This window comes from Pseudomonas tremae, assembly GCF_023278125.1.
In the GTDB taxonomy this organism is placed as follows: Bacteria; Pseudomonadota; Gammaproteobacteria; order Pseudomonadales; family Pseudomonadaceae; genus Aquipseudomonas; species Aquipseudomonas tremae.
Map to the genome: position 1 here is coordinate 1,278,848 of NZ_CP066270.1, position 17,398 is coordinate 1,296,245.

19 protein-coding genes and 1 tRNA gene are annotated in these 17,398 nt (G+C 56.7%); 16 read left to right on the forward strand and 4 right to left on the reverse strand.

Going from position 1 to position 17,398, the window contains the following annotated elements; genetic code table 11:
* Positions 1-55: 55 nt before the first annotated feature.
* Together I9H09_RS05885 and I9H09_RS05890 are read left to right on the forward strand one after the other, a co-directional pair.
* Positions 56-682, forward strand: a complete 627-nt coding sequence (locus I9H09_RS05885) for a hypothetical protein (RefSeq protein WP_122324911.1) — start codon at positions 56-58, stop codon at positions 680-682.
* Between the two features lie 5 nt (positions 683-687).
* On the forward strand, positions 688-1,017 hold the full coding sequence (locus I9H09_RS05890; RefSeq protein ID WP_122347838.1) for a hypothetical protein: 330 nt from the start codon (positions 688-690) through the stop codon (positions 1,015-1,017).
* Positions 1,018-1,089: 72 nt separating this feature from the next.
* On the opposite strand, the gene I9H09_RS05895 is transcribed toward I9H09_RS05890, so the two are convergent.
* Together I9H09_RS05895 and I9H09_RS05900 are read right to left on the reverse strand one after the other, a co-directional pair.
* A complete protein-coding gene (locus I9H09_RS05895; protein WP_122347837.1) occupies positions 1,090-1,584 on the reverse strand; it encodes an Hcp family type VI secretion system effector in 495 nt (164 codons plus the stop codon).
* 292 nt (positions 1,585-1,876) lie between these two features.
* Positions 1,877-1,961 (reverse strand) — tRNA-Leu (locus I9H09_RS05900).
* Positions 1,962-2,078: 117 nt separating this feature from the next.
* Here I9H09_RS05900 and queA point away from each other — a divergent pair.
* From queA to I9H09_RS05930, 6 genes are all read left to right on the forward strand, one after another.
* The gene (gene queA, locus I9H09_RS05905) at positions 2,079-3,143 is read left to right on the forward strand and encodes a tRNA preQ1(34) S-adenosylmethionine ribosyltransferase-isomerase QueA (protein ID WP_122366567.1); all 1,065 of its coding nucleotides are present in this window, start codon (positions 2,079-2,081) and stop codon (positions 3,141-3,143) included.
* 14 nt (positions 3,144-3,157) lie between these two features.
* The gene (gene tgt, locus I9H09_RS05910; RefSeq protein WP_086934813.1) at positions 3,158-4,273 is read left to right on the forward strand and encodes a tRNA guanosine(34) transglycosylase Tgt; all 1,116 of its coding nucleotides are present in this window, start codon (positions 3,158-3,160) and stop codon (positions 4,271-4,273) included.
* A 52-nt stretch (positions 4,274-4,325) separates the two neighbouring features.
* Entirely contained in the window at positions 4,326-4,661 is a 336-nt protein-coding gene (gene yajC, locus I9H09_RS05915) for a preprotein translocase subunit YajC (RefSeq protein WP_002552468.1), read from the forward strand.
* 63 nt (positions 4,662-4,724) lie between these two features.
* On the forward strand, positions 4,725-6,593 hold the full coding sequence (secD, locus tag I9H09_RS05920; protein ID WP_122347462.1) for a protein translocase subunit SecD: 1,869 nt from the start codon (positions 4,725-4,727) through the stop codon (positions 6,591-6,593).
* A 9-nt stretch (positions 6,594-6,602) separates the two neighbouring features.
* Complete coding sequence (gene secF, locus I9H09_RS05925; RefSeq protein ID WP_005891607.1) at positions 6,603-7,514, forward strand: protein translocase subunit SecF; 912 nt, start codon at positions 6,603-6,605, stop codon at positions 7,512-7,514.
* A gap of 108 nt (positions 7,515-7,622) precedes the next feature.
* On the forward strand, positions 7,623-8,162 hold the full coding sequence (locus I9H09_RS05930; RefSeq protein WP_024670468.1) for a glycine zipper 2TM domain-containing protein: 540 nt from the start codon (positions 7,623-7,625) through the stop codon (positions 8,160-8,162).
* Positions 8,163-8,228: 66 nt separating this feature from the next.
* On the opposite strand, the gene suhB is transcribed toward I9H09_RS05930, so the two are convergent.
* Entirely contained in the window at positions 8,229-9,044 is an 816-nt protein-coding gene (gene suhB, locus I9H09_RS05935; protein ID WP_024670469.1) for a type III secretion system regulator SuhB, read from the reverse strand.
* 215 nt (positions 9,045-9,259) lie between these two features.
* Between suhB and trmJ the strand changes: the two genes are divergently transcribed.
* Positions 9,260-10,024 carry a tRNA (cytosine(32)/uridine(32)-2'-O)-methyltransferase TrmJ gene (gene trmJ, locus I9H09_RS05940; protein WP_122347463.1) on the forward strand — a complete coding sequence of 255 codons (765 nt, stop codon included), beginning with the start codon at positions 9,260-9,262 and terminating at the stop codon, positions 10,022-10,024.
* Positions 10,024-10,800 (forward strand): serine O-acetyltransferase, encoded by a 777-nt coding sequence (cysE, locus tag I9H09_RS05945; protein ID WP_005891615.1) that lies wholly within the window; start codon positions 10,024-10,026, stop codon positions 10,798-10,800. Before trmJ ends, cysE begins: the two co-directional genes overlap by 1 nt.
* Positions 10,801-10,892: 92 nt before the next feature.
* On the opposite strand, the gene I9H09_RS05950 is transcribed toward cysE, so the two are convergent.
* Positions 10,893-11,822: a YopJ family acetyltransferase gene (locus I9H09_RS05950; protein WP_283106583.1), complete on the reverse strand. Its 930-nt coding sequence runs from the start codon at positions 11,820-11,822 to the stop codon at positions 10,893-10,895.
* A gap of 551 nt (positions 11,823-12,373) precedes the next feature.
* Between I9H09_RS05950 and iscR the strand changes: the two genes are divergently transcribed.
* The 6 genes from iscR to hscA all read left to right on the forward strand — a co-directional run bounded on the left by iscR (position 12,374) and on the right by hscA (position 17,397).
* Positions 12,374-12,865, forward strand: coding sequence for a Fe-S cluster assembly transcriptional regulator IscR (gene iscR / locus I9H09_RS05955; protein WP_005891617.1), 492 nt, complete (start codon positions 12,374-12,376; stop codon positions 12,863-12,865).
* Between the two features lie 44 nt (positions 12,866-12,909).
* Complete coding sequence (locus I9H09_RS05960) at positions 12,910-14,124, forward strand: IscS subfamily cysteine desulfurase (protein ID WP_122312903.1); 1,215 nt, start codon at positions 12,910-12,912, stop codon at positions 14,122-14,124.
* An 82-nt stretch (positions 14,125-14,206) separates the two neighbouring features.
* On the forward strand, positions 14,207-14,593 hold the full coding sequence (gene iscU, locus I9H09_RS05965; protein ID WP_002552476.1) for a Fe-S cluster assembly scaffold IscU: 387 nt from the start codon (positions 14,207-14,209) through the stop codon (positions 14,591-14,593).
* Positions 14,594-14,634: 41 nt separating this feature from the next.
* Positions 14,635-14,958: an iron-sulfur cluster assembly protein IscA gene (gene iscA / locus I9H09_RS05970; RefSeq protein WP_003314173.1), complete on the forward strand. Its 324-nt coding sequence runs from the start codon at positions 14,635-14,637 to the stop codon at positions 14,956-14,958.
* Between the two features lie 10 nt (positions 14,959-14,968).
* Positions 14,969-15,490, forward strand: coding sequence for a co-chaperone HscB (hscB, locus tag I9H09_RS05975; protein WP_122324916.1), 522 nt, complete (start codon positions 14,969-14,971; stop codon positions 15,488-15,490).
* 44 nt (positions 15,491-15,534) lie between these two features.
* Entirely contained in the window at positions 15,535-17,397 is a 1,863-nt protein-coding gene (gene hscA / locus I9H09_RS05980) for a Fe-S protein assembly chaperone HscA (RefSeq protein ID WP_024670473.1), read from the forward strand.
* The last annotated feature ends 1 nt before the right edge of the window (position 17,398 follow it).

The following is a 17,398-nucleotide window of genomic DNA, read 5'->3' on the forward strand; positions in this document are numbered from 1 at the left end:
TCCGGCAAAGGTTAATGTTAGAGTATGGTTTTTTAAGCAGGTCATGGATGAACATATGGACGAATTTTGCACGCCAGAGTCAAACAATAGTCCCACTTGGACCCTGCTTGATCTAGTCATTTGGAAAGCATGGCCCGAGCAATTGGGCGGTGGCACCGCTTATTCTTGGGTAGTTCATAATAAATCATATATCAAGGCGGCAGCAGCTAAGTACTCACTCCCTATTGAGCTGTTGGCTGGAGTTTGTTGGATTGAGGTTGGCGGCGACCCCAATTTTGTGGACAGGATTGGCTTCGAAGTCAGAGCTCTTGAGCGCTTGGGTAATCTCTCAAGTCCGATAACTAATCCCCCAGCCAAAACCAGTTTTGGTTGGGTCAGCATCCAGCTTCGCACAGCAGCTGTTACTTTAGGGATGAATCCCGACGAGATGGATATCAGTCAGCTTCGGAGTTTGGCTAACTGTATTGAAACTGATATCTATAATATTGATATTGCGGCAAAGCACCTGCGTATGCTTGCTGATTATGATCATTTTTCTTCCATCGGAATGGAAGAGGTACGAATTATCGGCGCTCGGTATAATTGGGGTACAAGTCGGTCTTTAGATGAACTTAAAAAGGATCTGAGTTACGGTAATTTCATCGTCAATTCTTGGTCTCACCTCAAACAGCTTACGATGTGATGAATATGAAAATGAAAATGAAAAGTGTATTGCTGCGAATTTTTTTGTACAGTATTTATTTTTTCTGTCTGCTAATGTATGTGCTCTTTCAGGGTTCTGAATATGATTGGATGGATCCTAGTATGCTCGCGTCCCCACCCGGTCTCACGCCATCACCTGATAATTTATCCTTGCCGATTCAAGATGAGTCTAATGACAGAGCGGTTTTTCGGGGTTTGGTCGTAACTATAGCTATAGCTATCGTTGTGCAGATGGCTATTTGCTTTTCGCTTTCTCGAAAAGAATCAATAATTACTGTCATTCTACTTGGTGTCACTTTGCTACTATTTAGATAATTCTGGAGTCCGCCCTTTCGTTGGGCGGGTTTTAGTTTTTAAAGAATTCCGCTGAGCAGATAGTATTTTTGATTAAGCAAAAGGCTTATTTGCGGTCCTATCCCACCCCCCTGAGACGATACCAGCATTTCCTCCGTCAGCACGCCGCTGCTGAGAATATTCAAATTTTATACGTCCGTAGTTGAGTGTGATCATTTCCACTGGTAAGCCGGCATGTTCTGCGCCATTACCGCTAACGGTTGATATCAAAACTTCTTCAAGAACGATATCTAAATATTTGAATTTCTCAGTGCTTGCGCGGTGTACGCGTATAGTTACCTTGTTGATGTGCGAACCACGGCAACAAAGCTCAAATAATTTTGGTGTTGCTCTGTCTATGTATTTACTTACTCTGAAGTCTCCCAGAGTCACGCCCCCAGCAGTCGCGCCGCCGCTAGAACAGGCAGTTCTGCTGATCGACTGAACCGCGTCGTAATGGTATGACAACAGCTCTACCCAGCCCTTGTGGCCGTCATCAAGAGACTCGCCCTCTACACCGTCCACCTGCATAAATGCGTCAAAAGACATATCAGCTCCCTGCTTCAAAAAATTGAGAGCTTAGCCTAGCTTGCGGAGCCCACCGATTGCCAGCATGGTTTACATGCAGCGTGCTGCCGAAACACTAGGCGATGAGATCTGGAAGGGCGGCCTCTGATCGAGGAGCGGAGCATCACGTTTGCTGGCCAGGAAGCTGCAGATTAATCAGAGGTGTGAACGAACGCTTGGTCGCGCCGTGCATCATGCGTCGGAACTGCGCGGAACACAGCGCATTACGCCAGACGAAAAAAAAGACCTTGAATTTCAAGGTCTTTTTCAATGGTGGTGCCCCGAGGGAGAATCGAACTCCCACTTCTTTCGAAAACGGATTTTGAATCCGCCGCGTCTACCAATTCCGCCATCAGGGCTCAATGGCGGCGAAGTATAAGGATGAGTTTTCCGTTGGTCAACAGGGATTTACGCAGGTTTTTTACTAATGCCGTCAAACCGGATAAACTTCCCGGCCCTGCTAAACGAACCCGATCATGCGCGTCGCTGACTTTACCTTCGAACTCCCCGATTCCCTGATTGCTCGCCACCCGCTGGCCGAGCGTCGCAGCAGTCGCCTGTTGACCCTCGATGGGCCGACCGGGGCGCTGGCACATCGTCAATTCACTGATTTGCTTGAGCATTTACGCTCTGGCGACTTGATGGTGTTCAACAATACCCGTGTCATTCCTGCACGCCTGTTCGGGCAGAAAGCCTCCGGCGGCAAGCTGGAAATTCTGGTCGAGCGGGTGCTGGACAGCCATCGTGTGCTGGCGCATGTGCGTTCCAGCAAGTCGCCCAAACCCGGGTCGTCGATTCTGATCGACGGCGGTGGGGAGGCCGAGATGGTGGCCCGGCATGATGCGCTTTTCGAGTTGCGCTTTGCCGAAGAGGTGCTGCCGCTGCTGGATCGGGTCGGGCACATGCCGTTGCCTCCTTATATAGACCGCCCGGACGAAGGCTCGGACCGCGAGCGTTATCAGACCGTCTATGCCCAGCGCGCTGGCGCTGTGGCTGCGCCGACTGCGGGTCTGCACTTCGACCAGCCGTTGCTGGACGCGATTGCAGCCAAGGGTGTCGAGACTGCTTTTGTCACGTTGCATGTAGGCGCGGGCACTTTTCAACCGGTTCGCGTCGAGCAGATCGAAGATCACCACATGCACAGCGAGTGGCTGGAAGTCAGCCAGGACGTGGTCGATTCCGTGGCGGCATGCCGTGCGCGAGGCGGTCGGGTGATCGCGGTCGGCACCACCAGCGTTCGCTCGCTGGAAAGCGCAGCGCGTGATGGCGAGTTGAAGCCTTTCAGCGGCGACACTGACATTTTCATTTATCCGGGGCGTCCGTTTCACGTCGTCGATGCTCTGGTGACCAATTTCCATTTGCCCGAATCCACGCTGTTGATGCTGGTTTCGGCATTCGCCGGTTATCCCGAAACCATGGCTGCCTATGCGGCGGCCGTCGAGCACGGGTACCGCTTCTTCAGTTACGGTGATGCCATGTTCATCACCCGCAATCCCGCGCCGACGGCCCCACAGGAATCGGCACCAGAGGATCACGCATGAGTCGCACCTGTCGTATGTCTTTCGAGTTGTTGGCCACCGACGGCAAGGCCCGTCGTGGTCGCCTGACCTTTCCGCGTGGCGTGGTCGAGACCCCGGCGTTCATGCCGGTGGGCACCTATGGCACGGTCAAGGGCATGCTGCCGCGTGACATCGAGGCCACGGGTGCGCAGATGATTCTGGGCAACACGTTTCACTTGTGGTTGCGCCCGGGCACTGAGGTCATCAAGGGCCACGGCGACCTGCACGATTTCATGCAATGGCAGGGGCCGATTCTGACTGACTCCGGCGGTTTTCAGGTGTTCAGCCTGGGCGCCATGCGCAAGATCAAGGAGGAGGGCGTGACCTTCGCGTCTCCGGTTGATGGCGCCAAGGTGTTCATGGGGCCGGAAGAGTCGATGCAGGTGCAGCGTGATCTGGGCTCGGACATCGTGATGATTTTCGATGAATGCACGCCGTACCCGGCTGACGAGGACGTGGCGCGTATCTCCATGGAGCTTTCCCTGCGTTGGGCCAAGCGTTCTAAGGTCGCGCACGGCGAGAACACCGCGGCACTGTTCGGCATTGTTCAGGGAGGCATGCACGAGAACCTGCGCATGCGCTCGCTGGAAGGCCTGGACGAGATCGGTTTCGATGGTCTGGCCATCGGGGGTCTGTCGGTTGGCGAGCCCAAGCACGAGATGATCAAGGTGCTGGACTACTTGCCAGGCCAGATGCCGGCAGACAAACCCCGTTACCTGATGGGTGTAGGCAAGCCGGAAGATCTGGTCGAGGGTGTGCGCCGTGGCGTCGACATGTTCGACTGCGTCATGCCGACCCGCAACGCTCGCAACGGCCATTTGTTCATCGATACCGGCGTTCTGAAAATCCGTAATGCCTTCCATCGTCATGACAATTCGCCATTGGACCCGACCTGCGATTGCTACACCTGCAAGAACTTCTCGCGCGCTTATCTGCACCACCTGGACAAGTGTGGGGAAATGCTGGGTAGCATGCTCAACACAATCCATAATTTGCGGCACTACCAGCTGCTGATGGCTGGTTTGCGCGAGGCTATTCAACAGGGTACATTGGCCGCCTTTGTCGATGCCTTCTATGCCAAACGCGGCCTTCCAACGCCGCCTCTGGGTTGAAACAGAACGAGTTTTTCCTGCTTTTATACTAATTATGTAACTGGAGCGACACATGAGCTTTTTCATCTCTCCCGCTTTTGCGGATGCTGCTGCACCGGCTGCCGGTCCTGCGGGCAGTGGTTTCGAGTGGATCTTCCTGGTCGGCTTCCTGGTCATCTTCTATCTGATGATCTGGCGCCCACAGGCCAAGCGCGCGAAAGAGCAGAAAAACCTGCTGGGCAACCTGCAGAAAGGCGACGAAGTTGTGACCAGCGGCGGTATCGCCGGCAAGATCAACAAAGTGACCGACGACTTCGTGGTCATCGAAGTGTCCGACACGGTCGAGCTGAAAATCCAGAAAGGCGCCATCGCGGCCACTCTGCCTAAAGGCACCCTGAAAGCGATCTGAGTAGCAACTTTTTACCCATCGACGGGGCGCGCAAGGCGCCCCGCGTTTTAAGCGGGCGGCGTGATGCTGAACAAATACCCTCTGTGGAAATACGTACTGATCCTGGCGGTGCTGGTGGTCGGTTTTATTTATTCCGCACCCAATCTCTATCCTGATGATTCTGCCATCCAGATCAGCGGCGCGAGCACTGCGCTGCAAGTCAATCAGGCAGACGTGGATCGTGCAGCCAAGGCGCTTGCCGATGCTGGCATCTCGGTCAAGGCTTCTTCTCTGGCCGAGAATGGCAAGGGCGGTTTGTTGCGTCTGAGCAAGCAGGAAGATCAGTTGCCGGCCAAGGATGTAGTGCGCAAGGCTTTGGGTGATGACTATGTCGTCGCACTGAACCTGGCGCGTACCACGCCGACCTGGCTGCGTAACCTGGGCGCGAGCCCTATGAAGCTCGGCCTCGACCTGTCCGGTGGTGTGCATTTCCTGCTGGAAGTCGACATGGACAAGGCGATCGATGCTCGTCTGAAAGTCTACGAAGGTGAAGTCAAATCCCTGTTGCGCAAGGAGAAGGTGCGTTATCGCAGCCTCCCGCAGTTGGGCAATGCGATTCAACTGGGCTTTGGCGATGACGCAGAACGCGAGCAGGCTCGTGCGCTGGTTCGCAAGACCTTCACCGACTTCGAAGTCACGCCTGCAGAGCTGAACGGTATTCCCGTGCTGCGCATGGCGCTGACGCCAGCCAAACTGGCCGAGATTCGCGAATACTCGATCAAGCAGAACCTGACCACGGTACGTAACCGGGTCAACGAGCTTGGTGTGGCCGAGCCGCTGGTACAGCGTCAGGGTGCCAACCGCATCGTGGTCGAGCTGCCGGGTGTGCAGGACACTGCGGAAGCCAAGCGTATTCTGGGCAAGACCGCCAACCTCGAGTTCCGCCTGGGCGCAGGTCCGGATGATTCGAAAGGCACCACCGAAATGTTCGAATTCCGCGAAGGCGGGCGTCCGGCAGCGGCGGTGGAGCGTGGTCTGATCATCACCGGCGATCAGGTGACTGACGCCAAGGCCAGTTTCGACGAGCATGGCCGCCCTCAGGTAAACATCAACCTGGACGGCCATGGTGGCGAGCTGATGAGCCGCGCTACCCGCAGCAATGTCGGGCGCAGCATGGCGGTGATCTTCATCGAGCAGCGTCCTACCACTACCTACACCAAGCAGATGGTCAACGGCGTCGAGAAAGACGTGCCGGTCCAGACGTTCAAAGAAGAGAAGAAAATCATCAGCCTGGCGACCATTCAGTCGCCGCTGGGCAGTCAGTTCCGGATTACCGGCCTGAACGGCCAGGGTGAGTCTTCCGAGCTGGCGCTGCTGTTGCGTGCCGGTGGTCTGGCAGCACCGATGTACTTCGCCGAAGAGCGCACCATTGGTCCAAGCCTGGGTGCCGACAACATCACCAAGGGTATCGATGCTTCCCTGTGGGGCATGTTGTTCGTATCGATCTTCATCATGGCGATCTACCGTTTCTTTGGTCTGATCGCTACCGTGGCGCTGGCCCTGAACATGGTCATGCTGCTGGCATTAATGTCCTTGCTGGGTGCAACACTGACCCTGCCGGGTATCGCCGGTATCGTGTTGACCATGGGTATGGCGGTGGACGCCAACGTGCTGATCTTCTCGCGTATTCGTGAGGAAATCGCCAACGGCATGACGGTACAACGCGCTATCAACGAAGGTTTCGACCGCGCCTACACGGCGATCCTCGACGCCAACCTGACGACGCTGCTGGTCGGCGGCATTCTCTTTGCGATGGGCACCGGCCCGGTCAAAGGGTTTGCAGTGACCATGTCGCTCGGGATCTTTACCTCGATGTTCACGGCCATCATGGTGACCCGCGCTATGGTCAACCTGATCTACGGCGGTCGTGACTTCAAGAAGTTGTGGATTTAAGGGGCTGCCATGTTACGTACCATCAACTTCATGGGCGTTCGCAATGTTGCGTTCGCCATTACGATGCTCCTTACCGCACTGGCGTTGTTCAGCTGGTTCCATAAAGGGCTCAACTTCGGTCTGGACTTCACCGGCGGTACGCTCATCGAGCTGACTTACGAGCGTCCGGCCGATCTGGGCAAAGTGCGTCAGGAACTTGTTTCAGCGGGCTATCACGAAGCCGTTGTGCAGAGCTTCGGTGCGACAACTGACTTGCTGGTGCGCATGCCGGGTGAAGACCCGCAACTGGGCACCCAGGTTGCTGAAGCGCTGCGCAAATCCGGTGCCGATAACCCGGCAGTGGTCAAGCGGGTAGAGTTCGTCGGTCCTCAGGTCGGCGAAGAGCTTCGCGACCAGGGCGGTCTCGGCATGCTGATGGCGCTGGGCGGTGTTCTGATCTACCTGGCGTTCCGCTTCCAGTGGAAGTTTGCAGTCGGCGCGATCATCTCGCTGATTCACGACGTTGTGGTGACGATGGGTATCCTGTCGTTCTTCCAGATCACCTTCGACCTGACGGTGCTGGCGGCAGTATTGGCGATCATCGGTTACTCGCTGAACGACACCATCGTGGTCTTCGACCGGGTTCGCGAAAACTTCCGCCTGCTGCGCAAGGCATCGTTGATCGAAAACATCAACATTTCGACCACGCAGACACTGCTGCGCACAATAGCGACCTCGGTTTCGACCCTGTTGGCGATTGTGGCGTTGTGGGTATTTGGCGGTGACAGCCTCGAAGGCTTCTCCATCGCGTTGTTTATCGGTGTGCTGGCGGGTACCTACTCGTCGATCTACATCGCCAACGTGGTGCTGATCTGGCTGAACCTGACCACTGAAGATCTGATTCCTCCTGTGGTTGTAGACAAGGCCGACGACCTGCCATAAGCCCGGTCATCATAAAAAAGGCGCGAGAGCTGAACTCGCGCCTTTTTTTATGCTCCAAGGCTAGGCATTGCGCAGTCATGCTGCGTTTCGATTGGTCAGGAGGTTCAAGTGAACAAGTCTATGCTTGTTGGTGTTGTATTAGGTGCTGCTGTCGTGACCGCTGGCGGCGCCGTTGCCACCTATAGCTTGGTCAAGGGTGGTCCTGAGTATGCGGATGTATTGGCTGTAGAGCCAATCAACCAGCAGATCAAAACCCCCCGTGAAGTTTGCAAGGACGTAACCGTTACCCGTCAGGCGCCGGTCAAGGACCAGCATCAGATCGTAGGTAGCGTGATTGGCGCGGTTGCCGGTGGTTTGCTCGGCAATCAGGTCGGTGGCGGTAATGGCAAGAAAATCGCAACCGTCGCAGGTGCGCTCGGCGGCGGTTATGCCGGTAACAGGGTTCAGGAAGGTATGCAGGAGCGTGATACCTACACCACTACACAGAACCGTTGCACAACGGTCAATGATGTCAGCGACAAAGTGGTGGGTTACAACGTCAAGTACAAGCTGAACGAAAAAGTGGGTCAGGTCCGTATGGAGCGTGATCCAGGTAGCCAGATTCCGGTCGACAAGAACGGTCAGCTGATATTGGGTCAGGCGCAATAACGCCAACCGCTGGGCTTATGAGAGACATAAAAAACCGGCTTTCGCCGGTTTTTTTACATCTGCTGTTTAGCGCTTGAGCGAAGCAGGCAGGTGCGGTGCGATGGCTGTCAGTACAGCCTTGAAGCACTTGGTATTACCGGCAACTATGTGGCCTTTTTCCAGGAAGTCGTGACCGCCTGTGAAGTCGCTGACCAGGCCGCCTGCTTCCTGAATCAGCAGTGCGCCTGCAGCCATGTCCCATTCGGACAGGCCCGACTCCCAGAAAGCATCGAAACGACCGGCGGCCACGTAGGCCAGGTCGAGGCTTGCAGCGCCTGCGCGACGGATGCCGGCAGTCTGGCCGACCAGGCTGCGGAACATGCCGAGATAGTTCTCGATGTTGTCCATCTGGTTGTCACGGAAGGGGAAGCCGGTGCCCAGCAGCGCGCCTTCCAGGCTCTTGCGTTGGCTGACACGCAGGCGACGACCGTTGAGTGCAGCGCCGCGGCCACGGCTGGCGGTGAATTCTTCCTGGCGAACCGGGTCCAGAACAACAGCGTGTTCCAGGCGGCCGCGGTATTTGCAGGCGATGCTGACTGCGAAGTGCGGAATGCCGCGAACGAAGTTGGTGGTGCCGTCCAGCGGGTCGATGATCCACAGGTAGTCGGTGCCTTCGCCGCTGCCTTCGTGCATGCCGCTTTCTTCGCCGAGGATGCCGTGAGTCGGGTAGGCCTTGCGCAGCGCAGTGATGATGCTCTGTTCGGCGGCGCGGTCGATCTCTGTGACGTAATCCTTGGCTTCTTTTTCGTCAACCTTGATGGTATCCAAGCGCTCGATGGAGCGGAAAATCAATTCGCTGGCGCTGCGGGCGGCGCGCAGCGCGATATTCAGCATGGGCTGCATGGACAATTCACCTAAGGTTGTTAAAGAGAGCCGGCCATTCTATGGGCTGATTCGAATTATTTCCAGCCTTGCGTTGTTACGGCTGTCGACTTCGTGTGAGTTTTTCTGCTGCCGGGCAAATGATTTCAGGTTGCGTCGTCTGCACGGGTTCGTAGCGTTAGGCGGACCGTTTCTGTAAGATTTGCCCCCCTAATTCGCGTCAGTGAGCGTTCGCCTTGTTGCAGAACATCCGTGTTGTCCTGGTCGGCACTACCCATCCCGGAAATATCGGCGGTGCCGCTCGCGCCATGAAAAACATGGGGCTTTCACGTCTGGTGCTGGTCGAGCCCAGAATCTTTCCGTCGCCGGATGCTGATGCCCGCGCATCCGGTGCCACCGATATTCTCGAAGCTGCGCAGGTTGTCGCTACGCTGGAAGAGGCGCTGGTGGGTTGCCGTCTTGTATTGGGTACCAGTGCTCGGGATCGCAGCCTGCCATGGCCGTTGCTTGATCCGCGAGCGTCTGGCGAAAAGGTTATCGAGCAGGCCGGGGAGGGCGCCGAAGTGGCGCTGGTATTTGGTCGCGAGCACGCTGGCCTGACCAACGAAGAACTGCAGCGTTGTCACTTCCATGTGCATATTCCGTCAGACCCCGCTTTCAGTTCGCTCAATCTGGCTGCGGCCGTTCAGGTGCTCAGCTACGAAGTACGTATGGCGTGGCTGGCCCTATCGGAGCAGGGCGAGGCGTCCAGGCCGGCGTCGGCGCACAGTGCCGAGCTGGCGACGATGGACGAGATGGAAGGCTTTTATGGTCATCTGGAAAGCACATTGGTGGACATCGGTTTTCTTGACCCTGAAAAGCCGAGGCATTTGATGGCAAGGCTGCGCAGGCTGTTCGGTCGCAGTGAGGTGGAGCGCTCCGAGCTGAGTATTCTGCGCGGTGTGCTCACTGAAACCCAGAAAGTTGCACGCGACGAACCCTACAAGCGGAAGGACCAGTAATGTTCGAGCGCCTGCGAGAAGACATTCAAAGTGTGTTCCACCGCGACCCTGCGGCGCGCAACGCGTTTGAGGTCTTGACCTGCTACCCGGGCATGCACGCTATCTGGCTGCACCGTTTTGGCCATATTTTGTGGCGCAACGGCTGGAAATGGCCCGCGCGGGTGGTTTCCAATTTCGGTCGCTGGATGACTGGCATCGAAATTCATCCGGGCGCGCGCATCGGTCGTCGCTTTTTCATTGATCACGGTATGGGTATCGTGATCGGTGAAACCGCCGAGATCGGCAATGACGTGACGCTTTATCAGGGCGTGACTCTGGGCGGCACCAGCTGGAACGCCGGCAAGCGTCATCCGACCCTCGAGGACGGCGTCGTGGTGGGGGCGGGTGCCAAAGTGCTGGGGCCTTTCACGGTAGGGGCTGGTGCCAAGATCGGCTCCAATGCCGTAGTCACCAAAGCGGTGCCTGCCGGTGCGACCGCCGTAGGTATACCAGGGCGCATCATCGTCAAGTCCGACGACGAGACAGAAGCCAGGCGCAAGGCCATGGCTGAAAAGCTCGGCTTTGATGCTTATGGCGTCAGCGCAGACATGCCAGACCCGATTGCCCGCGCCATCGGGCAGATGCTCGACCATTTGCAGGCGGTCGACGGTCGTCTCGAAGGGATGTGCGATGCCCTCGGCAAACTTGGCAGCGATTACTGCGCCAAGGAGCTGCCCGAGCTGCGTGGTGAGGTCTTCGACTGCGTCAAGGACGAGCGTGAACACGCGGTTAAGTGAAGTTAATTTAGTATCACGCGTCGCCGATTGAGGGCGGGCGGGCCCGTATCGTTGAGGTGCATAGTATCGATAAGAGCTCGCGATTGTTGTCGTCAGCGCTGTGCTGCGGCCAGTACTCGTTTTATTTCCTGGAGTCTAAAGCCGTCGATGGACGCGCTGAATTGGGTGCTTGACGGTGTACCATCGTCGAGCAAAACACTGCGTGTCATGCGAAATGCCTGGTTGCGTTGAATCAGGTTTTCAGCCTCTCTGTGGTTTTCGCTGTTGACTCTCCCGGCCATGCGTCCGTCCGGCCGCTTCATTAGCTCTCTCGCCTGCGTCAGCGAAGCGCCATGCTTATAAAAATCCACTGGCAGAAAATCCGCACCGAATGCCGCATGAGTGTCCCCGTTCATCAATGGGTATGGGCTGTTTTTTTCGAGTGCGCCGAGGGTGGTCTTGGTTCTGGACTCGTCTTCGGTTGGTAATGCGCCACGCTGAAGACCTTGATGAATGTCATCAAATTGATTTGCATTTTTATAGGCTTTGATTGCGTAATTCAGGGCGTACATAACGCAGTCGTCTTTCGTTTTTTGCGCCTGCGTTTCAAGAATGGCGACGTGCGAGAGTGGTACACCACTCTTTCTCAAATCCTCAAGGGTCAGATTGTGCTGTCGAAGCTGTTGAAACTGTGAACCGACTATGACGGCTGGCTCAGTAATTATAATGGTTGGAGCTCTACCCTGATGCAGGCGGACATCAGCCATTACGTGATGCCTGACTATCTGTCCGGTTCCAGGACTGGTTTGTGGGAATATTGCCCGAAATGCGCTGGGGCCATCGCTTTGGAGTGCCTGAATGAGCTCTTTGTGGTCTCTGAAGTGCCTGAGGTTGAGGCCTGGATTTCGTTGGTTCTCGATGTCGACCATTGCGTCGAGATGGGTCGCGTCCAACTCTGCAAAACTCACACTTGTCTTCTTGCCTGATGCCCGGTCGATGGCTGCTTGGCCATAAGCTTTTATTGGGCCTCGTGCATGGCGCACTTAAGGTTTTAAATCCTTTATTTTCTGCTGCAGTCGCATGCTGTGATTTCGGTCTGCGTCGCCCGCCGTCCTCTGGCTGCGCTCCGTAGTATTGCGCGTGCTACTGGGTGGCGCGTCTGCGCGTTCAGGCGAATACACATGTTGCGACATTCGAGAGCCGCTGACGCATACATTTCCTATTTGGTAACTCCTCAAAAAGGTCAAGGCTTCTCAGCGTTGCGTGGCGCATCGGCCTTGCCGGGTTCCATTGTAAAAAAGCCTTGATAATTAAAATAATGGCCGTTCGAGGAAGTGTGTTTCGTCCGCTCGGATCCCAAGCGTGAAAAGCGGATACAACGATTTGCCGGGTTAAGTCGTACGCGAGATTTAAGCTTGCGTGGCCCGCACCATTGAAGCTCGCGTAGGCATGGCGCGTGCCATTAGGCCGTACCTTTGCTATGATGCAGCCCGCGCTTTTCGCTAATCCCGACTGTTTTGCTTGGTCTAATACTTGACTCATTTACTCGGGAATAGCATACTCGCTCTCATTCCGAACCTCTGCGGTATATGCCATGCGACTGACTACTAAAGGCCGATACGCTGTGACCGCCATGCTTGATCTGGCGTTGCACGCGCAGAACGGGCCAGTGTCTCTGGCTGATATCTCCGAGCGGCAGGGTATTTCCCTGTCCTACCTCGAGCAGCTGTTTGCCAAGCTGCGTCGCGGCAATCTGGTTTCCAGTGTTCGTGGTCCGGGTGGTGGTTATCAGCTGTCCCGTGACATGAAGGTCATTCAGGTTGCGCAGGTTGTCGACGCGGTCAACGAATCAGTCGATGCCACGCGTTGTCAGGGGCTAGGCGATTGCCACGCAGGTGATACCTGCCTGACCCACCACTTGTGGTGTGACCTGAGCCAGCAGATTCACGAATTTCTAAGCGGTATCAGCTTGGCGGATCTTGTTACTCGCCGTGAGGTACAAGAAGTCGCTCAGCGCCAGGATATGCGCCGTGGCCATAATCACGTGTCGCAACTGGGTAAGATCGAAACGTCCGCCGTCGAATGAACGCAGATGAATGAGCGGTGCGCCTGCCTGATAGGAGAGCTTCAATGAAATTGCCAATTTACCTCGACTACTCCGCGACGACTCCGGTCGATCCGCGCGTCGCGCAGAAAATGATCGAATGCCTGACCGTCGAAGGAAACTTCGGCAACCCGGCCTCGCGCTCCCACGTCTTTGGCTGGAAAGCTGAAGAGTCGGTCGAGAACGCTCGCCGTCAGGTTGCTGATCTGGTCAGCGCCGACCCGCGTGAAATCGTCTGGACCTCCGGTGCCACTGAATCCAACAACCTGGCGATCAAGGGTGTTGCGCATTTCTATGCCAGCAAAGGCAAGCACCTGATCACCTCCAAGGTCGAACACAAGGCTGTTCTCGACACCACTCGCCAGCTTGAGCGCGAGGGTTTCGAAGTGACTTACATCGAGCCAGGTGAAGACGGTCTGATCACGCCATCGATGATCGAAGCCGCACTGCGCGACGACACCATTCTGGTTTCGATCATGCACGTGAACAACGAAATCGGCACCATCAACGACATTGCAGCCATCGGTGAGCTGACCCGCTCGCGTGGCGTGCTGTTCCACGTTGATGGCGCGCAATCGACAGGCAAGGTTGAAATCGATCTGGCCAGCCTCAAGGTTGACCTGATGTCGTTCTCGGCACACAAGACTTACGGTCCCAAAGGGATCGGCGCGCTGTACGTCAGCCGCAAGCCACGTGTTCGTATTGAAGCGGCCATGCACGGCGGTGGCCATGAGCGCGGTATGCGTTCCGGTACTCTGGCCACTCACCAGATCGTTGGCATGGGTGAGGCTTTCCGTATCGCCAAGGAAGAAATGGCCGCTGAAAATGTGCGCATCAAGGCGCTGAGCGATCGTTTCTTCAAGCAGGTCGAAAACCTGGAAGAGCTTTACGTCAACGGTAGTCTGACTGCCCGTGTGCCGCACAACCTGAACCTGAGCTTCAACTATGTGGAAGGCGAGTCGCTGATCATGGCACTCAAGGATCTGGCGGTATCGTCCGGTTCGGCCTGTACCTCGGCTTCGCTGGAGCCCTCGTACGTACTGCGCGCTCTGGGTCGCAACGACGAACTGGCGCACAGTTCGATTCGCTTCACCTTCGGTCGTTTCAGCACTGAAGAAGAAATCGATTACGCCGCGCAGAAGGTCTGCGAGGCAGTCACCAAGCTGCGCGCTCTTTCGCCGCTGTGGGACATGTTCAAAGACGGCATCGATATCTCCAAGATCGAGTGGGCGGCACACTAATTTAAAGTCGCCTTCAAGACAGGTCATGTGCAAACCGGACATGACCTGCAGAGCGGCTCCCTGATGTGAGAGGAACAGAATCATGGCTTACAGCGAAAAGGTCATCGACCACTACGAGAATCCACGTAACGTCGGCAAGATGAACGCGGAAGATCCTGATGTTGGCACCGGCATGGTCGGCGCTCCTGCATGCGGCGACGTGATGCGCCTGCAGATCAAGGTCAACGAGCAGGGCGTCATCGAAGACGCCAAGTTCAAGACCTATGGCTGCGGTTCGGCGATTGCCTCCAGCTCCCTGGCGACCGAGTGGATGAAGGGTAAGACTCTGGATGAAGCAGAGACCATCAAGAACACTCAGCTGGCTGAAGAGCTGGCACTGCCGCCGGTAAAGATTCACTGCTCGGTACTCGCCGAAGACGCCATCAAGGCGGCTGTACGCGATTACAAGCAGAAGAAAGGCCTGCTGTAAGCAGCCTTCAAAAAGAAGTCAGAAACAAGTAAGGAGCTCCGATGGCTATCAGCATGACAGAAGCTGCCGCTAACCACGTACGACGTTCCCTCGAGGGGCGCGGCAAGGGTGACGGCGTTCGTCTGGGTGTTCGCACCACAGGCTGTTCAGGTCTTGCCTATGTGCTTGAGTTCGTCGATGAGGCCGCCAGCGAAGACACTGTGTTTGAATTGCACGGTGTCAAGGTGATCATTGACCCGAAAAGCCTGGTCTATCTGGACGGCACCGAGCTCGACTTCGTGCGCGAAGGCTTGAACGAAGGCTTCAAGTTCAACAATCCGAACTCGCGCGGCGAGTGCGGCTGTGGCGAAAGCTTCAACGTCTGAGGCTTCTATTGTGGGTACTCCCTGTCATTTCGCCCTGTTCGAGCTCAAGCCCGAGTTCCAGCTGGACCTCGATCAGTTGGCGACGCGTTATCGTGAACTGGCGCGCAGCGTTCACCCGGACCGTTTTGCTGATGCCCCAGAGGGTGAGCAGCGGCTGGCGCTGGAGCGCTCCGCCAGTCTCAATGATGCCTATCAGACCCTGAAGAGCCCGCCGAAAAGGGCGCGCTACCTGCTGGCGATGAATGGCAACGAAGTGCCGCTTGAAGTCACCGTGCATGATCCCGAGTTTCTTCTACAGCAGATGCAGCTACGTGAAGACCTCGAGGAGCTGCAGGATGAGGCTGATCTCGATGGCGTCGCGACCTTCAAGCGTCAGCTCAAGGTGGCTCAGGACGAACTGAACCAGAGCTTCGCTGCCTGTTGGAATGACCCTGCACAACGTGAGCACGCTGAAAAGCTGATGCGGCGTATGCAGTTTCTCGACAAGCTTTCTCACGAAGTGCGCCAGCTAGAAGAGCGCCTCGACGATTAACCCCGCGCAGCCTCGGCTGCGCGCCAGTGATTATTCTGAACAGCATGGCCTTACTGCAAATCGCCGAACCCGGCCTGAGTCCTCAACCGCACCAGCGTCGTCTGGCTGTGGGTATTGACTTGGGTACTACCAATTCTCTGGTTGCTGCAGTGCGTAGCGGCCTGTCCGAACCGTTGGCCGATGCACAAGGGCAGGTCATTCTGCCCTCTGCTGTGCGCTACCACGCTGACCATGTCGAGGTGGGGCAGGCGGCGAAAACCGCAGCCTCGCTGGACCCGTTCAATACCGTGCTGTCGGTCAAGCGGCTTATGGGGCGCGGCCTGACTGACGTCAAGCAATTGGGCGAGCAATTGCCCTATCGCTTCGTTGGCGGTGAGTCGCACATGCCGTTCATTGACACTGTGCAAGGGCCGAAAAGCCCGGTCGAGGTTTCTTCCGACATTCTCAAGGTGCTGCGTCAGCGTGCCGAAGAGGCGCTGGGTGGCGAGCTGGTCGGGGCGGTGATTACCGTGCCGGCCTATTTCGACGACTCTCAGCGACAGGCCACCAAGGACGCTGCCAGGCTGGCAGGTCTCAACGTGCTGCGCCTGCTCAACGAGCCGACCGCTGCTGCCGTTGCCTATGGCCTGGATCAGAAGGCCGAGGGTGTGGTCGCTATCTATGACCTGGGTGGCGGGACTTTCGATATTTCCATCCTGCGCCTGACAGGCGGTGTATTCGAAGTGCTGGCCACGGGCGGCGATACCGCTCTGGGTGGCGATGACTTCGATCACGCGATTGCCAGCTGGATCGTCGCCGATGCCGGTTTGTCTTCCGATCTGGCCCCGTCCGCGCAGCGCAATCTCCTGCAGGCAGCCTGTTCTGCCAAGGAAGCGTTGACCGACGCCGACGCAGTCGAGGTTGCTTACGGGGAATGGCGCGGCACGCTGACCCGCGACGCGCTCAACGCACTGATCGAGCCCATGGTGCAGCGCAGCCTCAAGGCTTGTCGTCGTGCGGTGCGTGATACCGGCATCGAGCTTGAAGAAGTCGAAGCAGTGGTGATGGTTGGCGGTTCTACCCGTGTCCCGCGTGTGCGCGAGGCGGTTGCCGAGCTGTTCGGTCGTCAGCCGCTGACTGATATCGACCCGGATCAAGTGGTGGCCATCGGGGCTGCGATCCAGGCTGATACCCTGGCAGGCAACAAGCGTGATGGTGGCGAACTTCTGTTGCTCGATGTGATTCCGCTCTCGCTGGGGCTGGAAACCATGGGCGGGCTGATGGAAAAGGTCATTCCGCGCAACACCACGATCCCTGTCGCGCGCGGTCAGGAGTTCACCACGTACAAAGATGGCCAGACGGCCATGAAGATTCATGTTCTGCAGGGCGAGCGCGAGCTGGTCAGCGACTGTCGCTCCCTGGCACGTTTCGAGTTGCGCGGCATACCGCCTATGGTGGCGGGCGCCGCGAAGATACGCGTTACGTTCCAGGTCGATGCAGACGGCCTGCTCAGCGTCTCTGCACGTGAAATGGGTTCTGGCATCGAGTCGAGCATTCAGGTCAAGCCGTCCTACGGACTGACCGATGACGAGGTCACTCGCATGCTCAAGGATTCCTTTGAGTATGCCGGCGACGACAAGGTTGCTCGTGTACTGCGTGAACACCAGGTCGATGCAGAGCGTCTGCTTGAGGCGGTTCAAGGTGCGCTGGATGCCGATGGCGAACGTCTTCTCGATGAAGAGGAGCGTCTGGTCATCAACCTGCAGATGGAAGAATTACGTGAGCTGATGCAAGGCACCGATGGCTATGCCATCGAGCAGCAGACCAAGCGTCTGTCGCAAGTGACCGACGCATTTGCAGCCCGACGCCTCGATTCGACGGTAAAAGCCGCACTGGCCGGGCGCAACTTGAATGAGATTGAGGAATAAC

Coding starts and splice junctions, on each gene's coding strand:
- I9H09_RS05885 (WP_122324911.1), top strand. CDS start 56: ATGGACGAATTTTGCACGCCAGAGTCAAACAATAGTCCCACTTGGACC.
- I9H09_RS05890 (WP_122347838.1), top strand. CDS start 688: ATGAAAATGAAAATGAAAAGTGTATTGCTGCGAATTTTTTTGTACAGT.
- I9H09_RS05895 (WP_122347837.1), bottom strand. CDS start 1,584: ATGTCTTTTGACGCATTTATGCAGGTGGACGGTGTAGAGGGCGAGTCT.
- queA (WP_122366567.1), top strand. CDS start 2,079: ATGCGCGTCGCTGACTTTACCTTCGAACTCCCCGATTCCCTGATTGCT.
- tgt (WP_086934813.1), top strand. CDS start 3,158: ATGTCTTTCGAGTTGTTGGCCACCGACGGCAAGGCCCGTCGTGGTCGC.
- yajC (WP_002552468.1), top strand. CDS start 4,326: ATGAGCTTTTTCATCTCTCCCGCTTTTGCGGATGCTGCTGCACCGGCT.
- secD (WP_122347462.1), top strand. CDS start 4,725: ATGCTGAACAAATACCCTCTGTGGAAATACGTACTGATCCTGGCGGTG.
- secF (WP_005891607.1), top strand. CDS start 6,603: ATGTTACGTACCATCAACTTCATGGGCGTTCGCAATGTTGCGTTCGCC.
- suhB (WP_024670469.1), bottom strand. CDS start 9,044: ATGCAGCCCATGCTGAATATCGCGCTGCGCGCCGCCCGCAGCGCCAGC.
- cysE (WP_005891615.1), top strand. CDS start 10,024: ATGTTCGAGCGCCTGCGAGAAGACATTCAAAGTGTGTTCCACCGCGAC.
- iscR (WP_005891617.1), top strand. CDS start 12,374: ATGCGACTGACTACTAAAGGCCGATACGCTGTGACCGCCATGCTTGAT.
- I9H09_RS05960 (WP_122312903.1), top strand. CDS start 12,910: ATGAAATTGCCAATTTACCTCGACTACTCCGCGACGACTCCGGTCGAT.
- iscU (WP_002552476.1), top strand. CDS start 14,207: ATGGCTTACAGCGAAAAGGTCATCGACCACTACGAGAATCCACGTAAC.
- iscA (WP_003314173.1), top strand. CDS start 14,635: ATGGCTATCAGCATGACAGAAGCTGCCGCTAACCACGTACGACGTTCC.
- hscA (WP_024670473.1), top strand. CDS start 15,535: ATGGCCTTACTGCAAATCGCCGAACCCGGCCTGAGTCCTCAACCGCAC.